General features: G+C 64.3%; 14 protein-coding genes and 1 tRNA gene. 6 read left to right on the top strand and 9 right to left on the bottom strand.

The window, feature by feature from the left end:
• Positions 1 to 7 precede the first annotated feature (7 nt).
• On the bottom strand, positions 8 to 1,723 hold the full coding sequence (locus VGK27_13005; protein ID HEY3491021.1) for a hypothetical protein: 1,716 nt from the start codon (positions 1,721 to 1,723) through the stop codon (positions 8 to 10).
• 161 nt (positions 1,724 to 1,884) lie between these two features.
• Positions 1,885 to 4,137 carry a ribonuclease R gene (gene rnr, locus VGK27_13000; GenBank protein ID HEY3491020.1) on the bottom strand — a complete coding sequence of 751 codons (2,253 nt, stop codon included), beginning with the start codon at positions 4,135 to 4,137 and terminating at the stop codon, positions 1,885 to 1,887.
• A gap of 164 nt (positions 4,138 to 4,301) precedes the next feature.
• On the opposite strand from rnr, the gene VGK27_12995 reads away from it, so the two are divergent.
• Positions 4,302 to 4,388 (top strand) — tRNA-Leu (locus VGK27_12995).
• A 362-nt stretch (positions 4,389 to 4,750) separates the two neighbouring features.
• On the opposite strand, the gene VGK27_12990 is transcribed toward VGK27_12995, so the two are convergent.
• Together VGK27_12990 and VGK27_12985 are read right to left on the bottom strand one after the other, a co-directional pair.
• Positions 4,751 to 5,179 carry a tyrosine-type recombinase/integrase gene (locus VGK27_12990; GenBank protein HEY3491019.1) on the bottom strand — a complete coding sequence of 143 codons (429 nt, stop codon included), beginning with the start codon at positions 5,177 to 5,179 and terminating at the stop codon, positions 4,751 to 4,753.
• Positions 5,180 to 5,527: 348 nt separating this feature from the next.
• Entirely contained in the window at positions 5,528 to 5,782 is a 255-nt protein-coding gene (locus VGK27_12985; GenBank protein HEY3491018.1) for a type II toxin-antitoxin system Phd/YefM family antitoxin, read from the bottom strand.
• Between the two features lie 243 nt (positions 5,783 to 6,025).
• Between VGK27_12985 and VGK27_12980 the strand changes: the two genes are divergently transcribed.
• Positions 6,026 to 6,718, top strand: coding sequence for a HEAT repeat domain-containing protein (locus VGK27_12980; GenBank protein ID HEY3491017.1), 693 nt, complete (start codon positions 6,026 to 6,028; stop codon positions 6,716 to 6,718).
• Between the two features lie 15 nt (positions 6,719 to 6,733).
• Here the strand turns inward: VGK27_12980 and VGK27_12975 are convergent, their stop codons facing one another.
• Complete coding sequence (locus VGK27_12975) at positions 6,734 to 7,420, bottom strand: hypothetical protein (protein HEY3491016.1); 687 nt, start codon at positions 7,418 to 7,420, stop codon at positions 6,734 to 6,736.
• Positions 7,421 to 7,564: 144 nt separating this feature from the next.
• Here VGK27_12975 and VGK27_12970 point away from each other — a divergent pair, with 144 nt between their 5' ends.
• On the top strand, positions 7,565 to 9,508 hold the full coding sequence (locus VGK27_12970) for an ATP-binding cassette domain-containing protein (protein HEY3491015.1): 1,944 nt from the start codon (positions 7,565 to 7,567) through the stop codon (positions 9,506 to 9,508).
• Here VGK27_12970 and VGK27_12965 read toward each other — a convergent pair.
• Positions 9,505 to 10,512 carry an NAD(P)-dependent alcohol dehydrogenase gene (locus VGK27_12965; GenBank protein HEY3491014.1) on the bottom strand — a complete coding sequence of 336 codons (1,008 nt, stop codon included), beginning with the start codon at positions 10,510 to 10,512 and terminating at the stop codon, positions 9,505 to 9,507. The genes VGK27_12970 and VGK27_12965 overlap by 4 nt on opposite strands.
• Positions 10,513 to 10,848: 336 nt before the next feature.
• Between VGK27_12965 and ilvB the strand changes: the two genes are divergently transcribed.
• Complete coding sequence (gene ilvB / locus VGK27_12960; GenBank protein HEY3491013.1) at positions 10,849 to 12,522, top strand: acetolactate synthase large subunit; 1,674 nt, start codon at positions 10,849 to 10,851, stop codon at positions 12,520 to 12,522.
• Positions 12,519 to 12,791, top strand: a complete 273-nt coding sequence (gene ilvN / locus VGK27_12955) for an acetolactate synthase small subunit (GenBank protein HEY3491012.1) — start codon at positions 12,519 to 12,521, stop codon at positions 12,789 to 12,791. Before ilvB ends, ilvN begins: the two co-directional genes overlap by 4 nt.
• Here ilvN and VGK27_12950 read toward each other — a convergent pair.
• Positions 12,788 to 13,078, bottom strand: a complete 291-nt coding sequence (locus VGK27_12950) for a Dabb family protein (GenBank protein HEY3491011.1) — start codon at positions 13,076 to 13,078, stop codon at positions 12,788 to 12,790. The two genes, ilvN and VGK27_12950, sit on opposite strands and share 4 nt — an antisense overlap.
• Before the next feature lie 81 nt (positions 13,079 to 13,159).
• On the opposite strand from VGK27_12950, the gene VGK27_12945 reads away from it, so the two are divergent.
• Positions 13,160 to 13,759 carry a hypothetical protein gene (locus VGK27_12945; protein HEY3491010.1) on the top strand — a complete coding sequence of 200 codons (600 nt, stop codon included), beginning with the start codon at positions 13,160 to 13,162 and terminating at the stop codon, positions 13,757 to 13,759.
• A gap of 12 nt (positions 13,760 to 13,771) precedes the next feature.
• Here VGK27_12945 and VGK27_12940 read toward each other — a convergent pair whose 3' ends face one another.
• A complete protein-coding gene (locus VGK27_12940; protein HEY3491009.1) occupies positions 13,772 to 14,461 on the bottom strand; it encodes a HAMP domain-containing sensor histidine kinase in 690 nt (229 codons plus the stop codon).
• Positions 14,454 to 15,722, bottom strand: coding sequence for a GGDEF domain-containing protein (locus VGK27_12935; protein HEY3491008.1), 1,269 nt, complete (start codon positions 15,720 to 15,722; stop codon positions 14,454 to 14,456). The genes VGK27_12940 and VGK27_12935 overlap by 8 nt, the downstream gene beginning before the upstream one ends.

The raw sequence follows: 15,722 nt of genomic DNA, 5'->3' as shown, positions 1-15,722 counted from the left end.
TGGAGCCTCATTTTCCGGTTCCTTGAATCCGCTGCACCTTTTTCGGTTTTGTCTTCATGCGGATTGACGTGATCGAAAATCTCTTGTCCGGTTCTTCATTCCTGCTGTACAGGCGGAATACCTCTTTTGTATCGCCCGGTCTTGCACCTTCCCAAATCTTGTTCCAGCCAGCGCCGGCCTGCTCATTCCCGTCTGGATTGTCTCTCACCAACAGAAAGTCGTACTGATCCCGATCTTTCGGTGCGACCTGCCGGACTTTTACTCCGATGTAATAATCAAGCATCGCACGCGAGCTTTCCCATACCGAGATTCCTGCGATTTCCTGCGTTCCCGCCGGAATGGCTTTGCCCAACGAGACCATCATGTCCCGATATGAATTTCCCGCGTCGAGCCACGGGAGCAGGATTCCCATCGCTATTCCCCACGATAGCGACATGCCGGTTGCCCAGGAGCCCACAGCCCGCTCGCCGTCGGGTATCCCGGAGTTACGGGGGACCAGCACCAGCAGGAGCCATGACACGGTGAAGAAGGCCGCAACGACGATGGCAAGAGGACGGAAGGAAGGAATATACGCAGGATGGGTGCGATGCAGCCAATCCCAAAGCGCCATCGGATGCCCCGTGTTCAGTGCGAACCACCCGGCCCATAACGTCAGGATCACAATCAGAAAAACAACCGTGCTAAGTCTGTGCAGGATCGCGGAAGACCATGGGGGGAGCGCAGGGACGAGCGAGGCGGCCAGCATCGAAAGAGGGAGCAACAAGGGGAGCGCGTACAGGTCCCGACCATCCGATGCAAGCTCCAGTACTGCCAGCATCACGAGAAACACCACCAGGGGAACCGCGATGGATGCCAGTTCCCGCCTTCCGCCGCGCGCTTTCCGCCAAAGAGCCCAAGCGGCAAAGAGGTACGCGGGGAACGCGAAATAGAAGAGCAGCAGGAGATAGGTTCCAGTTTTTCGGGGACCAAGGTGTGAGAACCCAAAGTACCTGCCGAAGTTGTTCACCCACAGCCAGCCCCGGAACAGATCGGGTGACCGCAAGTACAAGGCAACGGGCCAAACCACCAGAAAAGGAAGGGCTGACAACGTTGCGATAGCGAGGCAGAGCGCGTACCTCCGCGTCCTCCAGGATGGAAACAAGGCAGGGAGAAGAAGCGACGACAGACCGAAGATCCCCGGGGCCAGAAGCCCCTTGGACAGAAACCCGATTCCGACGCCCAGGCCCAACCATCCCCCGCCCGCGACCGGCCGCTCTTCCGAGAGGATGAGACCGAAGATCGCGATGGAGCACCCGGCGAACAAGGCGGTATCCGTGATCATCTGGTGGGCATTCAGCAACAGGCCCGCGGATCCGAGAAGCAAGGCAACGGTCGTCGCTCCCTGCCCTTTTCCCCACAGTCGTTTCCCCGCGAGCCCGGCGAACAGGAACGCAAGGAAGAGGAAGAAACCGCTCGCAAGACGAGCGCCATCGTGGAGCGGGAGCAGGGGGGAAAAGAAACGTGCGAACAAGGCAGCCGTCAGATAATAGAGGGGCGGTTTTTCCATGAACGGTTCGCCGGCCACGGTCGGGACCACCCAGTCGCCAGTCTGAAGGATGTGATGGACGATCCCGAAAGAATACGGTTCGTCTGCCTTCCATGGTTCATGGTTGAAAAGTCCGGGAAGGACCCAGCAGGCGCAAAGGAAACAGAGAAAAGCGGATTTCCGGACGGATTTCAGCATTGGTTTCCCTGAATAATTCGGGCCCGGCGATTGTCATGCAACGTAGAGGTCAGGGGACGAATCACTTTAACAATCCGGCAAAGGAAATTATAGCAATATGCCGCTGCACATTGCAGAAGGCGATAGGCCCGCCGATCTCCTGTTCCGGTTCCGCAGGTATGCTATCGCGCCATTATCCCCGCGGTCGGCTGATCGAGGAGCAGGTCGATCTCCCCCCGGTCCGGATCGGCTCGCCGTACGCGGACGGAAACACGGTCGCCCAGCGCGAACCGGCGGCGGCGATAGCTGCCGACCCATTCGTTCGCGTCGGCGGAATAGCGGTAATCGTCGTCCCGCAGCGTCGAGACGTGGACGAACCCGTCGATGAGCAGCGCGTCGAGCTCCACGAAGAAACCGAAACGGACGATGGAGGAGACGACTCCTGTGAAGGTCTCCCCGATGTGCCCGGCCATGAAGAGCGCCTTGGCGCGCCGCTCGAGGTCGCGCTCGGCATCGGTCGCCGCCCGCTCGCGGCCGGACAGCTGTTCCCCGACGCTTTCCCCGTTTTCCTCGAGATGCCGGACGTAGTCGGTCTGTTCCCGGTCGCCCAGGGCGGCCATGAGCATCCGGTGGACGATCAGGTCCGGGTAGCGCCGGATCGGCGAGGTGAAATGGGTGTACCGGGCGAGCGCCAGTCCGAAGTGGCCGATGCGCTCCGGGGTGTACCTGGCGAGCATGAGGCTCCTGAGCATCAGCATGCTGACGTGCTTCTCGTACTTGCCGCCCTTGGCCAGCGCGACCCAGGCCTGCAGCCGGGCGGCCAGGTCCTTGCGCTCGGTGACGCGGACGCGCTTCAGCAACTTCGCAGCGGCGTTCTCGAACGCCTCGATCTTCTCCTCGGTCGGCGGCTCGTGGATCCGGAATAGGAACGGCAGCCCCCGGTCGGAAAGGAATTCGGCGACCGCGGTGTTCGCCAGCAGCATGAACTCCTCGATGAGCCGGTGCGATTCCCAGCGCGGGTCGACCGAGATGGACACCGGCTTCCCCCCTTCGACGCCGATGCGCGCCTCGGGCAGATCGAAATCGAGCGACCCGCGGCCGGACCGGAGACGGGTCAGCGCGTCCGCCAGCGCGGCCATATCGCCAAGCATCGGCGCCACCTCCGGCGGAATCGCCGCCTTTTCCCGCGCCTCCGGTTTCCCTGCGAGGAAGTCGTGGACCCGGGCGTAGGTGAGACGCTCGCGGCTTCGGATGACGGAGGCACAGAACGAGGGCTTGCCCGTCTTCCCTTCGGCGTCGATCGGGATCTCGGCCGTCATGGTCAGCCGGTCCACGCCGGGCTTGAGGCTGCACAACCCTTCGGACAGCGCTGGCGGCAGCATCGGAACTGCGCGGTCGGGGAAATAGACGCTGGTGCCGCGGGCGTACGCGTCGCGGTCGATCGGGGAGGCGACGCGCACATAATGGGCCACATCGGCGATCGCGACGTAGAGCGTGCGCCGTTTCCCTTCCTTGACGAGGCACACCGCGTCGTCGAAGTCGCGGGCGTCGTCTCCGTCGATCGTGACGAATGGAAGGTGGCGCAGGTCGACGCGCGGGAGGGCTTCCGCGTCCGCGCCGGGGGAGTAGTGCACCTCGGGAGGCAGGGCGTCCGCCTCCCGGAGCGCCTCCCGGGAAAATTCGACGGGCAGCTCGCGTGCGTGCGTCACGGCCAGGAAGAGCGTGTCCATCGTGTGCTCGCGTCCCAGCACGCGGATCAACGTCGCGCGGCCTTCCCGCCCCTTCGACGGGTAGTCGGTGATCTCGGCCAGCACCAGGTCGTTCGCTTCGGGCGAAAGCCCGCGCGGCACCTCGACGGGGAGGTGAAGATCGGCCTCCCGGTCCCGGTAACGGACGAAGCTGCGCGTGCCGACCGGGGCGAACCGGCCGACGAACGTGCGGATGCCGCGCTCGACGACGCGGACGATGCGCCCCTGCGGCGCGGCGGCAGGCCCCCGGCGGCGCGGGGACTCGAGCCGGACCTGGACCCGGTCCTTCGGCAACGCGTCCCCCAGGTCGTCGCCCGACACGCGCACGGCGGGGGCATCCGGCAATTCGGGAACGACGAGAAAGCGCCCTTCCCGCGTCACGCGAAGGTGCCCCTCCCATACGGCGCCGTCGCTTGCCTCATTTTTCCTGCCCCCCGACTCCCCGGTCGCGGCCGTTCCGCCATGCGTTTTTGCGCCGCGCGCATTCCGGGGGCCGGTGACATTGTGGCCCTTGCGGCTCCGCACGCCTTCTTCCCCGAGGCCGCGCAGCGCCGCCTTGAACGCACGCCGCTCCCCCTTCTCGACCTCAGCCGCCTTGTACCAGTCCCTGGCCGTCTGCATATCGCCCCGAAGCCGGTCGGCATTGGCCTTGAGCCACCGTTCCCAGTAAGCCTGGTCCCTCGTCACGCTTCCCCCTTCGCAGCACCCGTTGCCATTCCGGGAGGGGCTGCGTTTCCAGACAATCATACCGGCATCCCTGCCGGATTGCGCAGGGCGCGATTCGATTCCCAACTTATCGCTTGAATCGGATAAATCGTTTGCTATAATCGTTAATCCCGCTTTCCAAGCGTGCCGAAGTGGCGGAACTGGCAGACGCGCCAGATTCAGGGTCTGGTGAGTGCAAGCTCGTGGGGGTTCAAATCCCCCCTTCGGCACCAGAAAATGTTGAGAGCCCCACGACGAAAATCGCGGGGCTCTTTTTCGTTTTCCCTATGCCGAAGGGGGGGATTTGAACGGGAGACCGCCGCCGAGCGAATAGCGAGGATCAGCCTGCATGGATGCAGGCGGAAGGCCGGCGACCCGGGCCGGAGCGGCGCGCACAGGATGTGCGGGCCGCGGAGGCAAATCCCCCCTTCGGCACCAAGTAAATCCAAGGGTTACGGGGTTCCCCCCGTGGCCCTTTTTTCTTGTCATCCCGCATTTGGGGCAGTTTTGGGGCATGTAACTTCCGCCGTCTTCCATTCCGGCAACATCTCGACGGCCTTCCGTTTGTGCTCCGGCGTCAGGTGCGCATACCGCTTCATCTTTCAGCCTGGCGGCGCCGAAGCCGTTTCAGCTCCTCCGCCAGCCGGTTCGAGACGGGGATCTCACGCGGCTTCCCGTTCTTCGTCCGGTCCCCCGGCAGGTAGACCATCCCGTTTCGAATGTCGGACCATCGCAGCCCGAAAATTTCCGCCTTCCGCATGCCGGTCTCGAGCGCGCAAAGCACGACGGGCCGATGGTGCGAATGGCAGGCCGCCAGCAGCGCCCCGGCTTCCTCGACAGAAAGGAAGAAGTTCCGGCCCGATGGTTCGGAGTAAGAATTACGGGGGGAGCAAGCGGGGCCAAGGCACGGGAAGAGGTTCCTTGCTGGGGGTATTGTTGGGGGGGGGAATCGGTTCCGCTTCCTCCTTGCGATCCTCGAAGGTGATCCGGGGAAACGGGGTGAGGTACCCCGCTTGTCGGCCACCGGGATCAGCGGCGGCCCATCCCCGGAATGGGGAGCCGGTCACAATCTGTGACCAGTTCCGTTTTCTCTTGCGCCGAGGCCTTCCGCCTACCGATACACTTCTTTCCTGTCGCCGATCTTCACCACGACGACAATCAGCTTTTCGCCTTCGACCGTGAACACCACGCGGTAATCCCCGACGCGGAACCGGTAGAGGTCCTCCGTTCCCGCCAGCTTCTTTACGCCCCGACGCCGGGGGGATTCCGCTATCTTGTCGATTGCCTTCCCGACTTGTTTGCGCGCGGGTTCGGACAGTTTCCGAAGTTGCCGGACAGCCGCCGGGGAAAGTTCGACCGATTAGGCCATCGGTTACAGCCCGAGTTCCTTTTTAACGTCAGCGAAAGGAACCGTGCCTTTCTTGGCAATCTCCCGCTGTGCCTTCCGCGCGTCTCGAATGTCCTGTTCGTCTTCGATTGCTTCGAGTAGTCGCAGGTCCTCGATGGGAACGACCGCCGCGAGCCCTTTGCCGTGCCGGGTGAGGACTACCCTTTCCTTGCCGAATGCCGCCCGGTTAACGACTTCGGAAAACGTCTCCCTTGCCTTCACCGTGGATACAATTTTCATGTGTCACCTCCCAAATCTGTACATAGTGTACATTTTATACGGGACAATCTCAAGGGTCATACAGCCGCCCCCGACGTCTAAGATCACAGATTGTAATCTTTCCGATTACGTCCGCACCCTGTGTTTGAAGTCACAGATTGTGACCTCAAATCCGGGTCTAGGGTCGCAATTTGCCGCCCGGGGGATTTGACGGGAACGGGATTTGCTGTAGGATCAGGCCAACCGATATTTATGGAGGACCCTGTGCGATTTCACTCAACCGACATGAGAGCCACACCCCGAAGTCGTGCCCGGCTGACATCCATCCTCATCTCGCTGCTCGTGGCCCTTTGCGCCACAACCGCCCCGGCAGCTGCCCCGCCCCCGGCGGAACAGACCATCGAAGAGTTGACGGAAACGCTCGAAAGCCCCGATTCTTTGGCCCGGAGCCGGGCGCTGACCAAGCTTGTGCAGGAAAGAAAAGCGCCCGGATCGCTGAAATACGCAATCGCCGCGTTGAAGGATCCGAACTGGTACAACCGGATGAACGCGGCGCGCCTTCTGGGAGAGCTGAAGAACCCCGAGGCGCTCGAAGGCCTTGCAGTGACGATGAAGGACGACAAATGGAACGTCCGTGAGATCGCGACCGAGGCTGTGGGCATGATCGGAGTCAACCGCTCCGTCGAAATCCTGCTCGCGGCGCTCAAGAGCCCATTCCCTGACGTCAAGGTCCGGGCATCGAACATCCTTACTCTCTCGAAATTTCCCGAAGCGCTCGACGTGATGCGGAAGGCGCTTTCCGACGAGAACCCGATCGTCCGGATAACCGCCGCCCTGGCGATCCAGAACAACGCGCCCAAAGAACTCTCGCCGCTCGAAAAGCTTCTCGAAGACCCCGATCCGGCGCTTCGCGAGCGCGCCGCCTTCTTCCTTGAGCGGCTGAAGAAGAACGACTGACTTCGGGCAGGAAGGCTACTTCCCCCCGTTCTTGCCGTTCTTCGAAGAGGGGGGCTTGTCCTTGTGGCACCACCCGCACTCGGAAGTCTTGTCCTCATGCTCCTTGTGGCAGCCCGTGCAAATCTCCCGGAGGCACTTTTCGGGATTACCGGTCCGCCGGGCGATCGGGTGACACGAATCGCACTTCGCGTCGAGCACCCGGTGGTGGCAGGTCCGGCACTCCATGTCGTGCTTGAAATGCCGGAACCAGACCGGCTTGGTCGAGTCGTCGTGGTACTTGATCCGCACGACGTTGGGGGGAACGGTGTGCCCCCCCTCCTTCCCCTTCTCGATCACCATGGGCAGGTTCATCGAGTACCCGCAGAGCATCTTTGCTTCATTGTCGCCGCTGCCGGCGGATGCGATGAAGCCTTTCTTGAGCGCCTCGACCGAGACGTTATCGACGGCGACGTAGGCCAGGTCCGAATAGGCGCTACGAACCGTCCCGGTGCCGCACACGTTCCCTGTGTCGTCGAAGAACCGGATCTGCGCCCCCGGGATGAAGACGCCGGTCAACGGGGTGACGACCGCGACCGAGCGAACCGAGATGGTGCGGCAAACGAACCCGCTCGCCCGGATCTCGTTGTCGCCGGGATCCCCGGCTCCGGCCACCGGCAGCGCCAGCAGGAACAGGCAAACGACGACGATCGCGATTCTGGCCATCTCGCATCTCCAATTCCGGCAGATTAATTATAGTCCTGTTCGGGTCACGCGATGCAGAATACCGCACATTATTCCTTTCGACGTCGAGTTGCGAAATCGGCCTGGGCGATGGAAAATGAAAAATTAACCGATCGAGGAGCATCCATGGCACTTTTGAACATGCGCGGCATCAGCGTGGCTTTTGGCGGACCGCCGCTGCTCGAGCAGGTCGATTTCCGGATCGAGCCGGGGGAACGCGTGTGCCTCATCGGGCGCAACGGCACCGGGAAATCGACGCTTCTCAAGTTGGTCAACGGAGATCTCCCGCCGGATGGCGGAGAGGTCGTCCGACAGCAGGGGCTCAAGGTCGCACTCGTGCCGCAAGAGGCCCCGCCCGGCCTGTCCGGCACGGTCTACGACATCGTTTGCGGGGGAAACGGGGAACTGTCCCGCCTGCTCGCGGAACACCATCGGATCGCAACGCTTCCTCCCGGCCGGCACGACGACCGCTGGATGCGGGAGCTTTCGCGCGTCCAGGACGCGCTCGGCGCCTGCGGGGGGTGGTCCATCCAGCAGGAAGCCGACAAGGCGATCTCGCGGCTGGATCTCGATCCCGATGCGGACTTCGATGTACTTTCGGGAGGCGTCCGGAGGCGAGTCCTGATCGCTCGGGCGCTGTGCCACGGCTCCGACCTCCTGGTGCTCGACGAGCCCACCAACCACCTCGACATCGAGGCGATCGCCCGTCTCGAGGAGTTCCTTCTGCGCGGCGGCCCGACGCTTTTGTTCGTCACACACGACCGGACGTTCCTGCGCAGGGTGGCGACGCGGATCGTCGAGCTCGACCGGGGGCGTCTTTTCGACTGGGGATGCGGCTACGACACGTTCCTCGAGCGGCGCGCGGCCGCCCTCGAGGCCGAGAGTGTCCAGTGGTCGAAATTCGACAAGCGGCTCTCCGAGGAAGAGGCCTGGATCCGCAAGGGGATCAAAGCCCGCGGCACGCGCAACGAGGGCCGCGTCCGCGCGCTCAAGTCGATGCGGGAAGAGAGAAGAGCCCGGCGGGAACTGACGGGCACGGTTCGCATGCAGGCGACCGATGCGACGGTGTCCGGCAGGATCGTCGTCGAGGCCGCGGGCGTCTGTGCCGGATACGATCCGGGAAAGCCCGTGGTCCGGGATTGCTCGATCACTATCATGCGGGGAGACCGGGTCGGGATCATCGGCCCCAACGGATCGGGAAAGACCACCCTCATCCGGACGCTGATCGGCGACCTGGCGCCGCTCTCGGGTCATGTCCGGCTCGGCACGAAGCTCGAGATCGCCTGGTCCGACCAGCTTCGGGAGCAACTCGACGAGGACAAAAGCGTCGCCGACAACCTCGGCGACGGCAACGACACGGTCACGGTGGGAGGGAGGACGCGCCATATCATCGGCTATCTCGGGGATTTCCTCTTCCCCCCCGATCGGGCGCGCAGCCCGGTCCGCATGCTGTCGGGCGGCGAACGGAACCGGTTACAACTGGCGAAGCTGTTCACGAAGCCGTTCAATCTTCTCGTGCTCGACGAGCCGACCAACGACCTCGACATCGAGACGCTCGATCTGCTCGAGGAATTGCTGCTCGATTATTCCGGGACACTGCTTCTCGTCAGCCACGACCGCGCCTTCCTGGACAACGTCGTGACGAGCACGCTCGTCATCGCGGCCGACGGGACCGTTTCCGAATTCATCGGCGGATACGAGGACTGGGTCGCGCAGCGGCCGAAGCCGACCGCCGCCCCCGGTGAAGCGGCGGCTCCGCTGTCCGACCGGGAACGCCCGAGGCGCGACGCGACGCGCAAACTGAACTACCGGGAACAGCGCGAACTCAAGGGATTGCCGGGGCAGATCGTCGAGGCGGAGGTGAAGATCGCCGCGCTCGAGGCCGAACGCGACGCCCTGCATGCGGAGATGGCCGACCCGGACTTCTATCGGGACGATGCGTCCCTTGTGGTCGGAGCCCGATCTCGCCTCGAGACGCTGGAGGGAAAGATCGCGGAAGCCTACGCCATGTGGGAGGCGCTCGAGGAAAAGCGAAGCGCGCTTTCGGCGATCGACGCAAGAATGCCCTAGATCGCGATCACGACCTTTCCGAAATGCGCGCCGCTCTCCATATACCGATAGGCCTCCGGCGCCTCGGCCATCGGGAATACCCGGTCGACGACGGGCTTGATTCCGTGAAGTACGATCGCCCGGTTCATCGCCTCGAACATCTCGCGCGACCCGACGAAGATCCCCTGGATCCGGACGCCCTTCATGACCGCCGGCAACGGATTGACCTCTCCCCCCCCGCCTGCCAGCACCCCGATAAGGCTGACATGTCCTCCGGGGCGAACGGCCTTAAGCGACTTTCCCAGCGTTTTCGCACCTCCCACCTCGACGACCTGGTCGACTCCCCGGTGGCCGGTGACCTTGAGCACATTCGCTTCCCAGTTCGGCTCCGTCTTGTAATTGATGACGTCGGAGGCGCCGAGCGCCTGCAGCCGGGCGATCTTGGCCTCGCTCCCGGTCGTGGCTATCACCCGGGCGCCTGAAGCTCTAGCGAACTGGATCGCGAAGACCGAGACGCCGCCCGATCCCATCGTCAGCACGCTCTCCCCGCAGGCCAGGTCGCCGCTCCGGAGCGCGTGCCAGGCGGTCAGCGCGGCGCACGGCAGCGTGGCGCCTTCCTCGAAGGTCAGGCCCGCCGGAAGCGCCACGACCCCCCGCTCCCCGAGAACGACGTATTCGGACAGGACGCCGTCGAGCGCCCCTCCGAGCGCCGATTTCGCGGCCCGCTCTCCGATCTCGCCCCCTTCCCAGTCCTGGAAGAAGGTCGAGACCACCCGGTCTCCCTGCTTCCACTGCGTCACGCCCGGGCCGGTCGAGGCCACTTCTCCCGCGCCGTCGGAAAGCGGCACCAGCGGGAACGGAAGGCTCCGCGAATAGTTGCCGCACGCGACGAGCAGGTCGCGATAATTGAGCGACGCGGCCTTCATCCGCAGCAGGATCTGGCCGGGGCCGGGCGTTGGAACCTCCCTCTCCTTCATCTTCAGTCCTTCGATGCCGAACGCCTGGTCCATGGCAAAGCAACGCATGGCGAGCCTCCCCCCCAAAATCCGATTGACCCACTTTGTTTTATCTGTCATCATTTTACTACCAGTCAGTAAAACAAGCACGGAGAACCGATCCCGCAATGGCGCACTACGCAAACGACGGTTTTTCCCCGGCCAGCGGCTCCACCGTTGTCCTATCCGTATCCGTATCCGTATGCGTAGCCGAGGCGTGCGCGCCGTAAGCGGGTATCCGGTCGAATCCGGAGTCATCAACACCCCCCGCGGCGCGAGGCGCCGTCGGGGGGTTTTCTTTTTTCTCCCCCTAAGCGGCCTCGACCAATGCCCCGGGCACATCGCTCCATCAGGGAGGAGAAGGAAATGCGACTGAACGGCGCACAGATCATCGTCCAATTGCTGGAACGCCAGGGGATCCGGACGGTAGCCGGCATCCCCGGCGGCGCGAACCTCCCGCTCTACGACGCCCTGTCCCGAAGCCGGCGGATCCGCCACATCCTGGCACGCCACGAGCAGGGCGCCGGGTTCATGGCGCAGGGCATGGCGCGCGTTACCGGAAGCCCCGCGGTCTTCTTCGCCACATCGGGACCCGGAGCGGTCAATGCGCTGACCGCGATCGCAGATGCGAAGCTCGATTCTGTCCCCGTCATCTGCATCACGGGGCAGGTGCCGACCGGGTTGATCGGCACCGACGCCTTCCAGGAGATCGACACCTACGGGTTGACCGTCCCCATCACGAAGCACAACTTCCTGGTCCGGTCGGTCGCGGAGCTGTTCGACGTGATCCCCGCCGCCTTCCGGATCGCGTCCTCGGGCCGCCTCGGACCGGTCGTCATCGATGTGCCGAAGGATGTCCAGGCCGGGACGGTCGAATTCCTGAGCTGGCCGGAGCCCGGCGCGCCCGAAGGGCCGCCTCCCTTCGATCGGGCCGCCGCCGTCCGGGCCGCCGATTGGATCGCCGGGTCGGAACGCCCCGTTCTCTATCTCGGCGGCGGCGTGATCCAGTCCGGCGCGGCCCCGGCCGCGAAGCGCCTCGCGGAATCGTGCGCCATCCCGGTCACCACGTCGCTTTTGGGGCTGGGGGCGATCCCCGCCGATCACCTGCTGTCGATCGGCATGCTGGGCATGCACGCCGCGCGCTTCACCAACATGCTGCTCCAGGAATGCGACCTGTTGATCGCGGTCGGCGCCCGCTTCGACGACCGGGCCACCGGGAGGGTCAATGAATTTTGCCCCGGTGCGCGAATAATCCATGTGGACATCGACGAAAGCGAGCTGGACAAGATCCGGGCGGCGCACATCGGGATCGTCGGCGACGCGCGGGAAGTGCTGGAGGCGTGGCTGCCGATAGCGGCGTCCCCTGCCCGGGGAGCGTGGCTCGAACGCGTGCGGGAGCTGCGGTCTTCGCACCCGATCAGGCTGCCCGGGCAAGGGGATCCCCTGACGGCTTATGGCCTGATCTCGGAAACCGCCCGCATCCTGGGAGACGACGCGATCGTGGCGACGGACGTCGGCCAGCACCAGATGCGGACCGCCCAGGCGTGGCCTTTTTCGAAAGCGCGCCAGTGGCTCACTTCGGGGGGGCTCGGGACCATGGGGTTCGGCCTTCCCGCGGCCATCGGCGCCGCGCTGGCCGCGCCGGACCGCACCGTGGCCTGCTTCACCGGGGACGGCAGCCTCCTGATGAACATCCAGGAACTTGCGACGGCTGCCGAAGAGGGGCTGAACGTGAAGGTGCTGCTGGCCGACAACGGGGCGCTGGGGCTTGTCCACCAGCAGCAGGAGCTGTTCTACGGAGGTCGGTATTTCGCGTCGGACTTCAAGGCAAAACCCGACTTCGTCAAGATCGCGGAGGGGTTCGGGATCCCGGCAATCGACCTTTCGACCGCGGGGAACCCCCGTGATGCGCTGGCCGGCCTCCTTGAACGAACCGGTCCCTGCCTGGTCCGGGTCCCCGTCGACGCGTCGGACAACGTCTACCCGATGGTGCCGCCGGGCGCCGCCAACACGACAATGATCGGAGGGGAGCCGCAATGAACGCCGTCCTCGAACTGACCGTCTCCAACCATCCGGGCGTCATATCCCACGTCTGCGGCCTCTTCTCGCGGCGCGCCTACAACGTCGAGGGGATCCTTTGCATGCCCTTGCGACACGACGACGGGAAGAGCCGGATCTGGCTGCTCGTCAATGAAGACGACCGCCTGGAGCAGGTGGTGCGCCAGGTCCGGAAACTCGTGGACGTCGAGGAGGTCCGGCGCCACGACGCCGGCCATGAGGCGTTCACCCGTCTTCAGGAATTCTTCTAGGGACGCCGATAATCGACGGCCACCGCGGATTCCCGCACCCGCCCCATGTACGCGATCACCTCCTGGTGCGCGGGGTGGACCTGATACGCCTGCAGATCGTCGAGCGAGTCGAAGACGGCGGTCAGGGCGAGATCGTATGAGCGCTCGGTGCGCAGGATGTCGACACCGACCTCGAGCGACCGCAGGACCGGGATCTTGCCCCGAAGCCCCTCGAGCACCCCGCGCGCCGAATCAACGCTTTCCGGCGACCCATCCTTGAGCTTGAAGAGAACGATATGGACGATCATGAACATTTCTCCTTTGTGGTAGAATCATAATTCCGGGATTCTATGTTGCTCGACCGTTTCCAACCGCCAGCGGGAGTCGGCATGTCGTCCATGTCTCTTGCCATCACCGGCGCATACCCCACGGTTCATGCGCGCATTCCATTTCCCGGTCCCGGAAGCGTCCTTCCCTATGCCGACCCGCGTGCGATCGGCATTTCATCCTCCCAGACTCCGCCTTCTGTCCAATCGGGAGTCGATGCCACATCGATCTCCGAGTCGATCCAGGACCGTGTCACGCTGTCGACGCGAGTTCGCCGGCCGCCGACTCCCGAGCGCGCCATCCGGCGAAAGCAGCCGTTGGCAACGCCGACGACCCGAACCCCCGTTGCGCAGACGCTGTCCGAAATGGCCGACGCGGTCGCAGACCGGGTGACGTTTTCCGGTGCCCGGCAGGCCGATTTGGCGGGGCAGGCCGTCTATGCCCGGAACGGGCTTCCCGCCGGCAACCCCGCCGGAGAACCTTCCCAAGAGCTCGATGCGCTGGCAACCGACATCACCGACCAGGTAACGGTGTCGTCAGGGGGCAGTCCGCCTTCGCCTGGTCCCGCCGAGATCGAGATCTACCTCAGCGGACGAAAAGATACGGATCAATCGCCGGCACGGGAATTCACCCGGTTGTCGCCGCTTCCCGCCGGCGCCTGAAGAACGTTCGCGTCACCGGACCGGGACGCGCAGCTCCGCGACGCAGCCCCCCCCGGGGGCGTTTTCGACCGACACCTCTCCCCCCGCGGCCTCGGCCAGGAAACGGGCCACCGGAAGTCCCAGGCCCGCGTGCGCCGCACCCTCCCGGGTCGTGAATCCCTCCTCGAAGGCCCGCTCCCCCGCCTCGACGCCCAGCCCGGGCCCCTGGTCCGCCACCCGGAAGCGCCAGGACGCCCCATCCTTCACGACGTCGAGCGTCAGCGTTCCCCCCCGGTCGGCCATCGCCTCGGATCCGTTGAGCAGGAGGCAAGTCAGCGCGAGCCCCAGGTCGCGCCGGTCCCCGTTGATCAGGCCGGGAGGCACGGTTTCGGGAAACGCCACCGTCACGTTGCCGCGCCCCAGGTCGTATTTCGTGAACACGTAGACCTCCGGCAGCATCTCTGACGGGGAGAACGGTTCGACGGAAGGCTCGTGGGGCCGGACGTAGTGGGAAAACTGCTTCACGATCCGGTTGATCCGGTCGCCCGCGGCCATGATCTTGCCCGCGCTGTCCTGGACCTTCTTTTCGTTGCCCCCCGCGAACTGGAGCAGCTCGGCAAATCCGAGCACCACGCTGAGGTGATTATCGACCTCGTGGGCGACGCCCATGATCATGCGCCCGAACAGCGCCAGACGAAACCGCTCGATGGATATCCTATCCACGCCCCTGCTCCTCCCTCTGCCCCGGGTTCCCGGAGTCCGCGACCATCACCCTGTTGCGCCCCTGCGCCTTGGCGGCATAAAGCGCATCGTCGGCCGCCTTGAGCAACGGCTCGATCTCCGCCCCGTGCTCGGGGAAGCTGGCGACGCCGATGCTGACGGTCACCGTCCTCCCGTCCCACTTCGCCTTTTCGATCAGTTGCCTGATTCTTTCGGCGACGACGATCGCCCCGCGCGTCTCGACGCTTGCCCGGAGCCGCTCGGCCGCGACTTCCCCCTGCACCGAGGCCGCCTCGGGCAGGATGATGGCAAACTCCTCCCCCCCGTAGCGACACCCGATGTCGACTTCGTAGGACGGCTTCAGGTCGCTGCGCCGGATGCCCGTCATCAACAGCGCGGAGAGATCCTTCAGGAGCTGATCGCCGGCAGGGTGCCCGAAGGCGTCGTTGTAGCGCTTGAAGTGGTCGACGTCGATGATGAGCAACGAAAGCGTGCGGCCATATCGACGCGCGCGCTGGATCTCGGAATTGAGCCGCAGGAAAAAATGACGACGGTTGTAGAGGGACGTGAGCGGATCCCGGTTGACCAGCACGTGGAGCTGCGCCTCCCGCGTCCGAATGGTGTCCATCATGTAGGAGCCGATGTGGGCGACGCAGAAGCAGGCGATCGACATCCAGGCCCATTTGATCATCTCGTAGGAGAAGTTGTGCTGCAGCGTCGTGTCGGCGTAGAAGGGCATGGGCACCGGCCGGAGGAGGCCGGAGAATTCCGCGATCAGAAGCCCGCCGAAAGCCAGCGAAGCGGTGGCGGCGATGATGTGGCAGTCGCCCCTTTTCTCCATGATGAGGGCGGCCTCCAGCGTCAAGACCAGGTACATGGCCCAGAACCAGGAGAGGACCCCGCCGCTGAAATGGACCAGCACCGTCACGAACACGAGATCGAACAGCAGCTGGAGCATGTTGAGGCCGCGAATGCCGACCAGCCGATTGGACAGCCAGGAGAACAGGGCGTTGTAGCCCAGGACGAAGAGGAGCGCGACGACGGGGACGACTTTCTGGGCTAGCGGGACCTCCTCTTCTCGCGCGCTTGCGAACTGGAAAAAAACGAAGGCGATCCCCCCGAACAGGGCCATGATCGCGAGGAGCGCCCAACGAGCCCGGATGACGAGTTCGACGCGCTCCCGCGACTCGTTGATCAGGTCGAGTTCCTCGGTAGTCGGAATCTCGCCGGAAGCGAGTTGCATTCGCCGCAGCAGCGCTTTCAT

The organism is Candidatus Deferrimicrobiaceae bacterium (assembly GCA_036504035.1).
GTDB lineage: Bacteria > Desulfobacterota > Deferrimicrobia > Deferrimicrobiales > Deferrimicrobiaceae > JANXPS01.
Note: the sequence above shows the minus strand (reverse complement) of the source record. Positions and strands in the feature narration are given on the sequence as shown.

Bases quoted from the DNA above. Each gene is read 5' to 3' on its own strand.
- VGK27_13005 (HEY3491021.1), bottom strand. From the start codon at position 1,723: ATGCTGAAATCCGTCCGGAAATCCGCTTTTCTCTGTTTCCTTTGCGCC.
- VGK27_12985 (HEY3491018.1), bottom strand. From the start codon at position 5,782: ATGAAAATTGTATCCACGGTGAAGGCAAGGGAGACGTTTTCCGAAGTC.
- VGK27_12975 (HEY3491016.1), bottom strand. From the start codon at position 7,420: ATGGCCAGAATCGCGATCGTCGTCGTTTGCCTGTTCCTGCTGGCGCTG.
- VGK27_12970 (HEY3491015.1), top strand. From the start codon at position 7,565: ATGGCACTTTTGAACATGCGCGGCATCAGCGTGGCTTTTGGCGGACCG.
- VGK27_12965 (HEY3491014.1), bottom strand. From the start codon at position 10,512: ATGCGTTGCTTTGCCATGGACCAGGCGTTCGGCATCGAAGGACTGAAG.
- ilvB (HEY3491013.1), top strand. From the start codon at position 10,849: ATGCGACTGAACGGCGCACAGATCATCGTCCAATTGCTGGAACGCCAG.
- ilvN (HEY3491012.1), top strand. From the start codon at position 12,519: ATGAACGCCGTCCTCGAACTGACCGTCTCCAACCATCCGGGCGTCATA.
- VGK27_12950 (HEY3491011.1), bottom strand. From the start codon at position 13,078: ATGATCGTCCATATCGTTCTCTTCAAGCTCAAGGATGGGTCGCCGGAA.
- VGK27_12945 (HEY3491010.1), top strand. From the start codon at position 13,160: ATGTCGTCCATGTCTCTTGCCATCACCGGCGCATACCCCACGGTTCAT.
- VGK27_12935 (HEY3491008.1), bottom strand. From the start codon at position 15,722: ATGAAAGCGCTGCTGCGGCGAATGCAACTCGCTTCCGGCGAGATTCCG.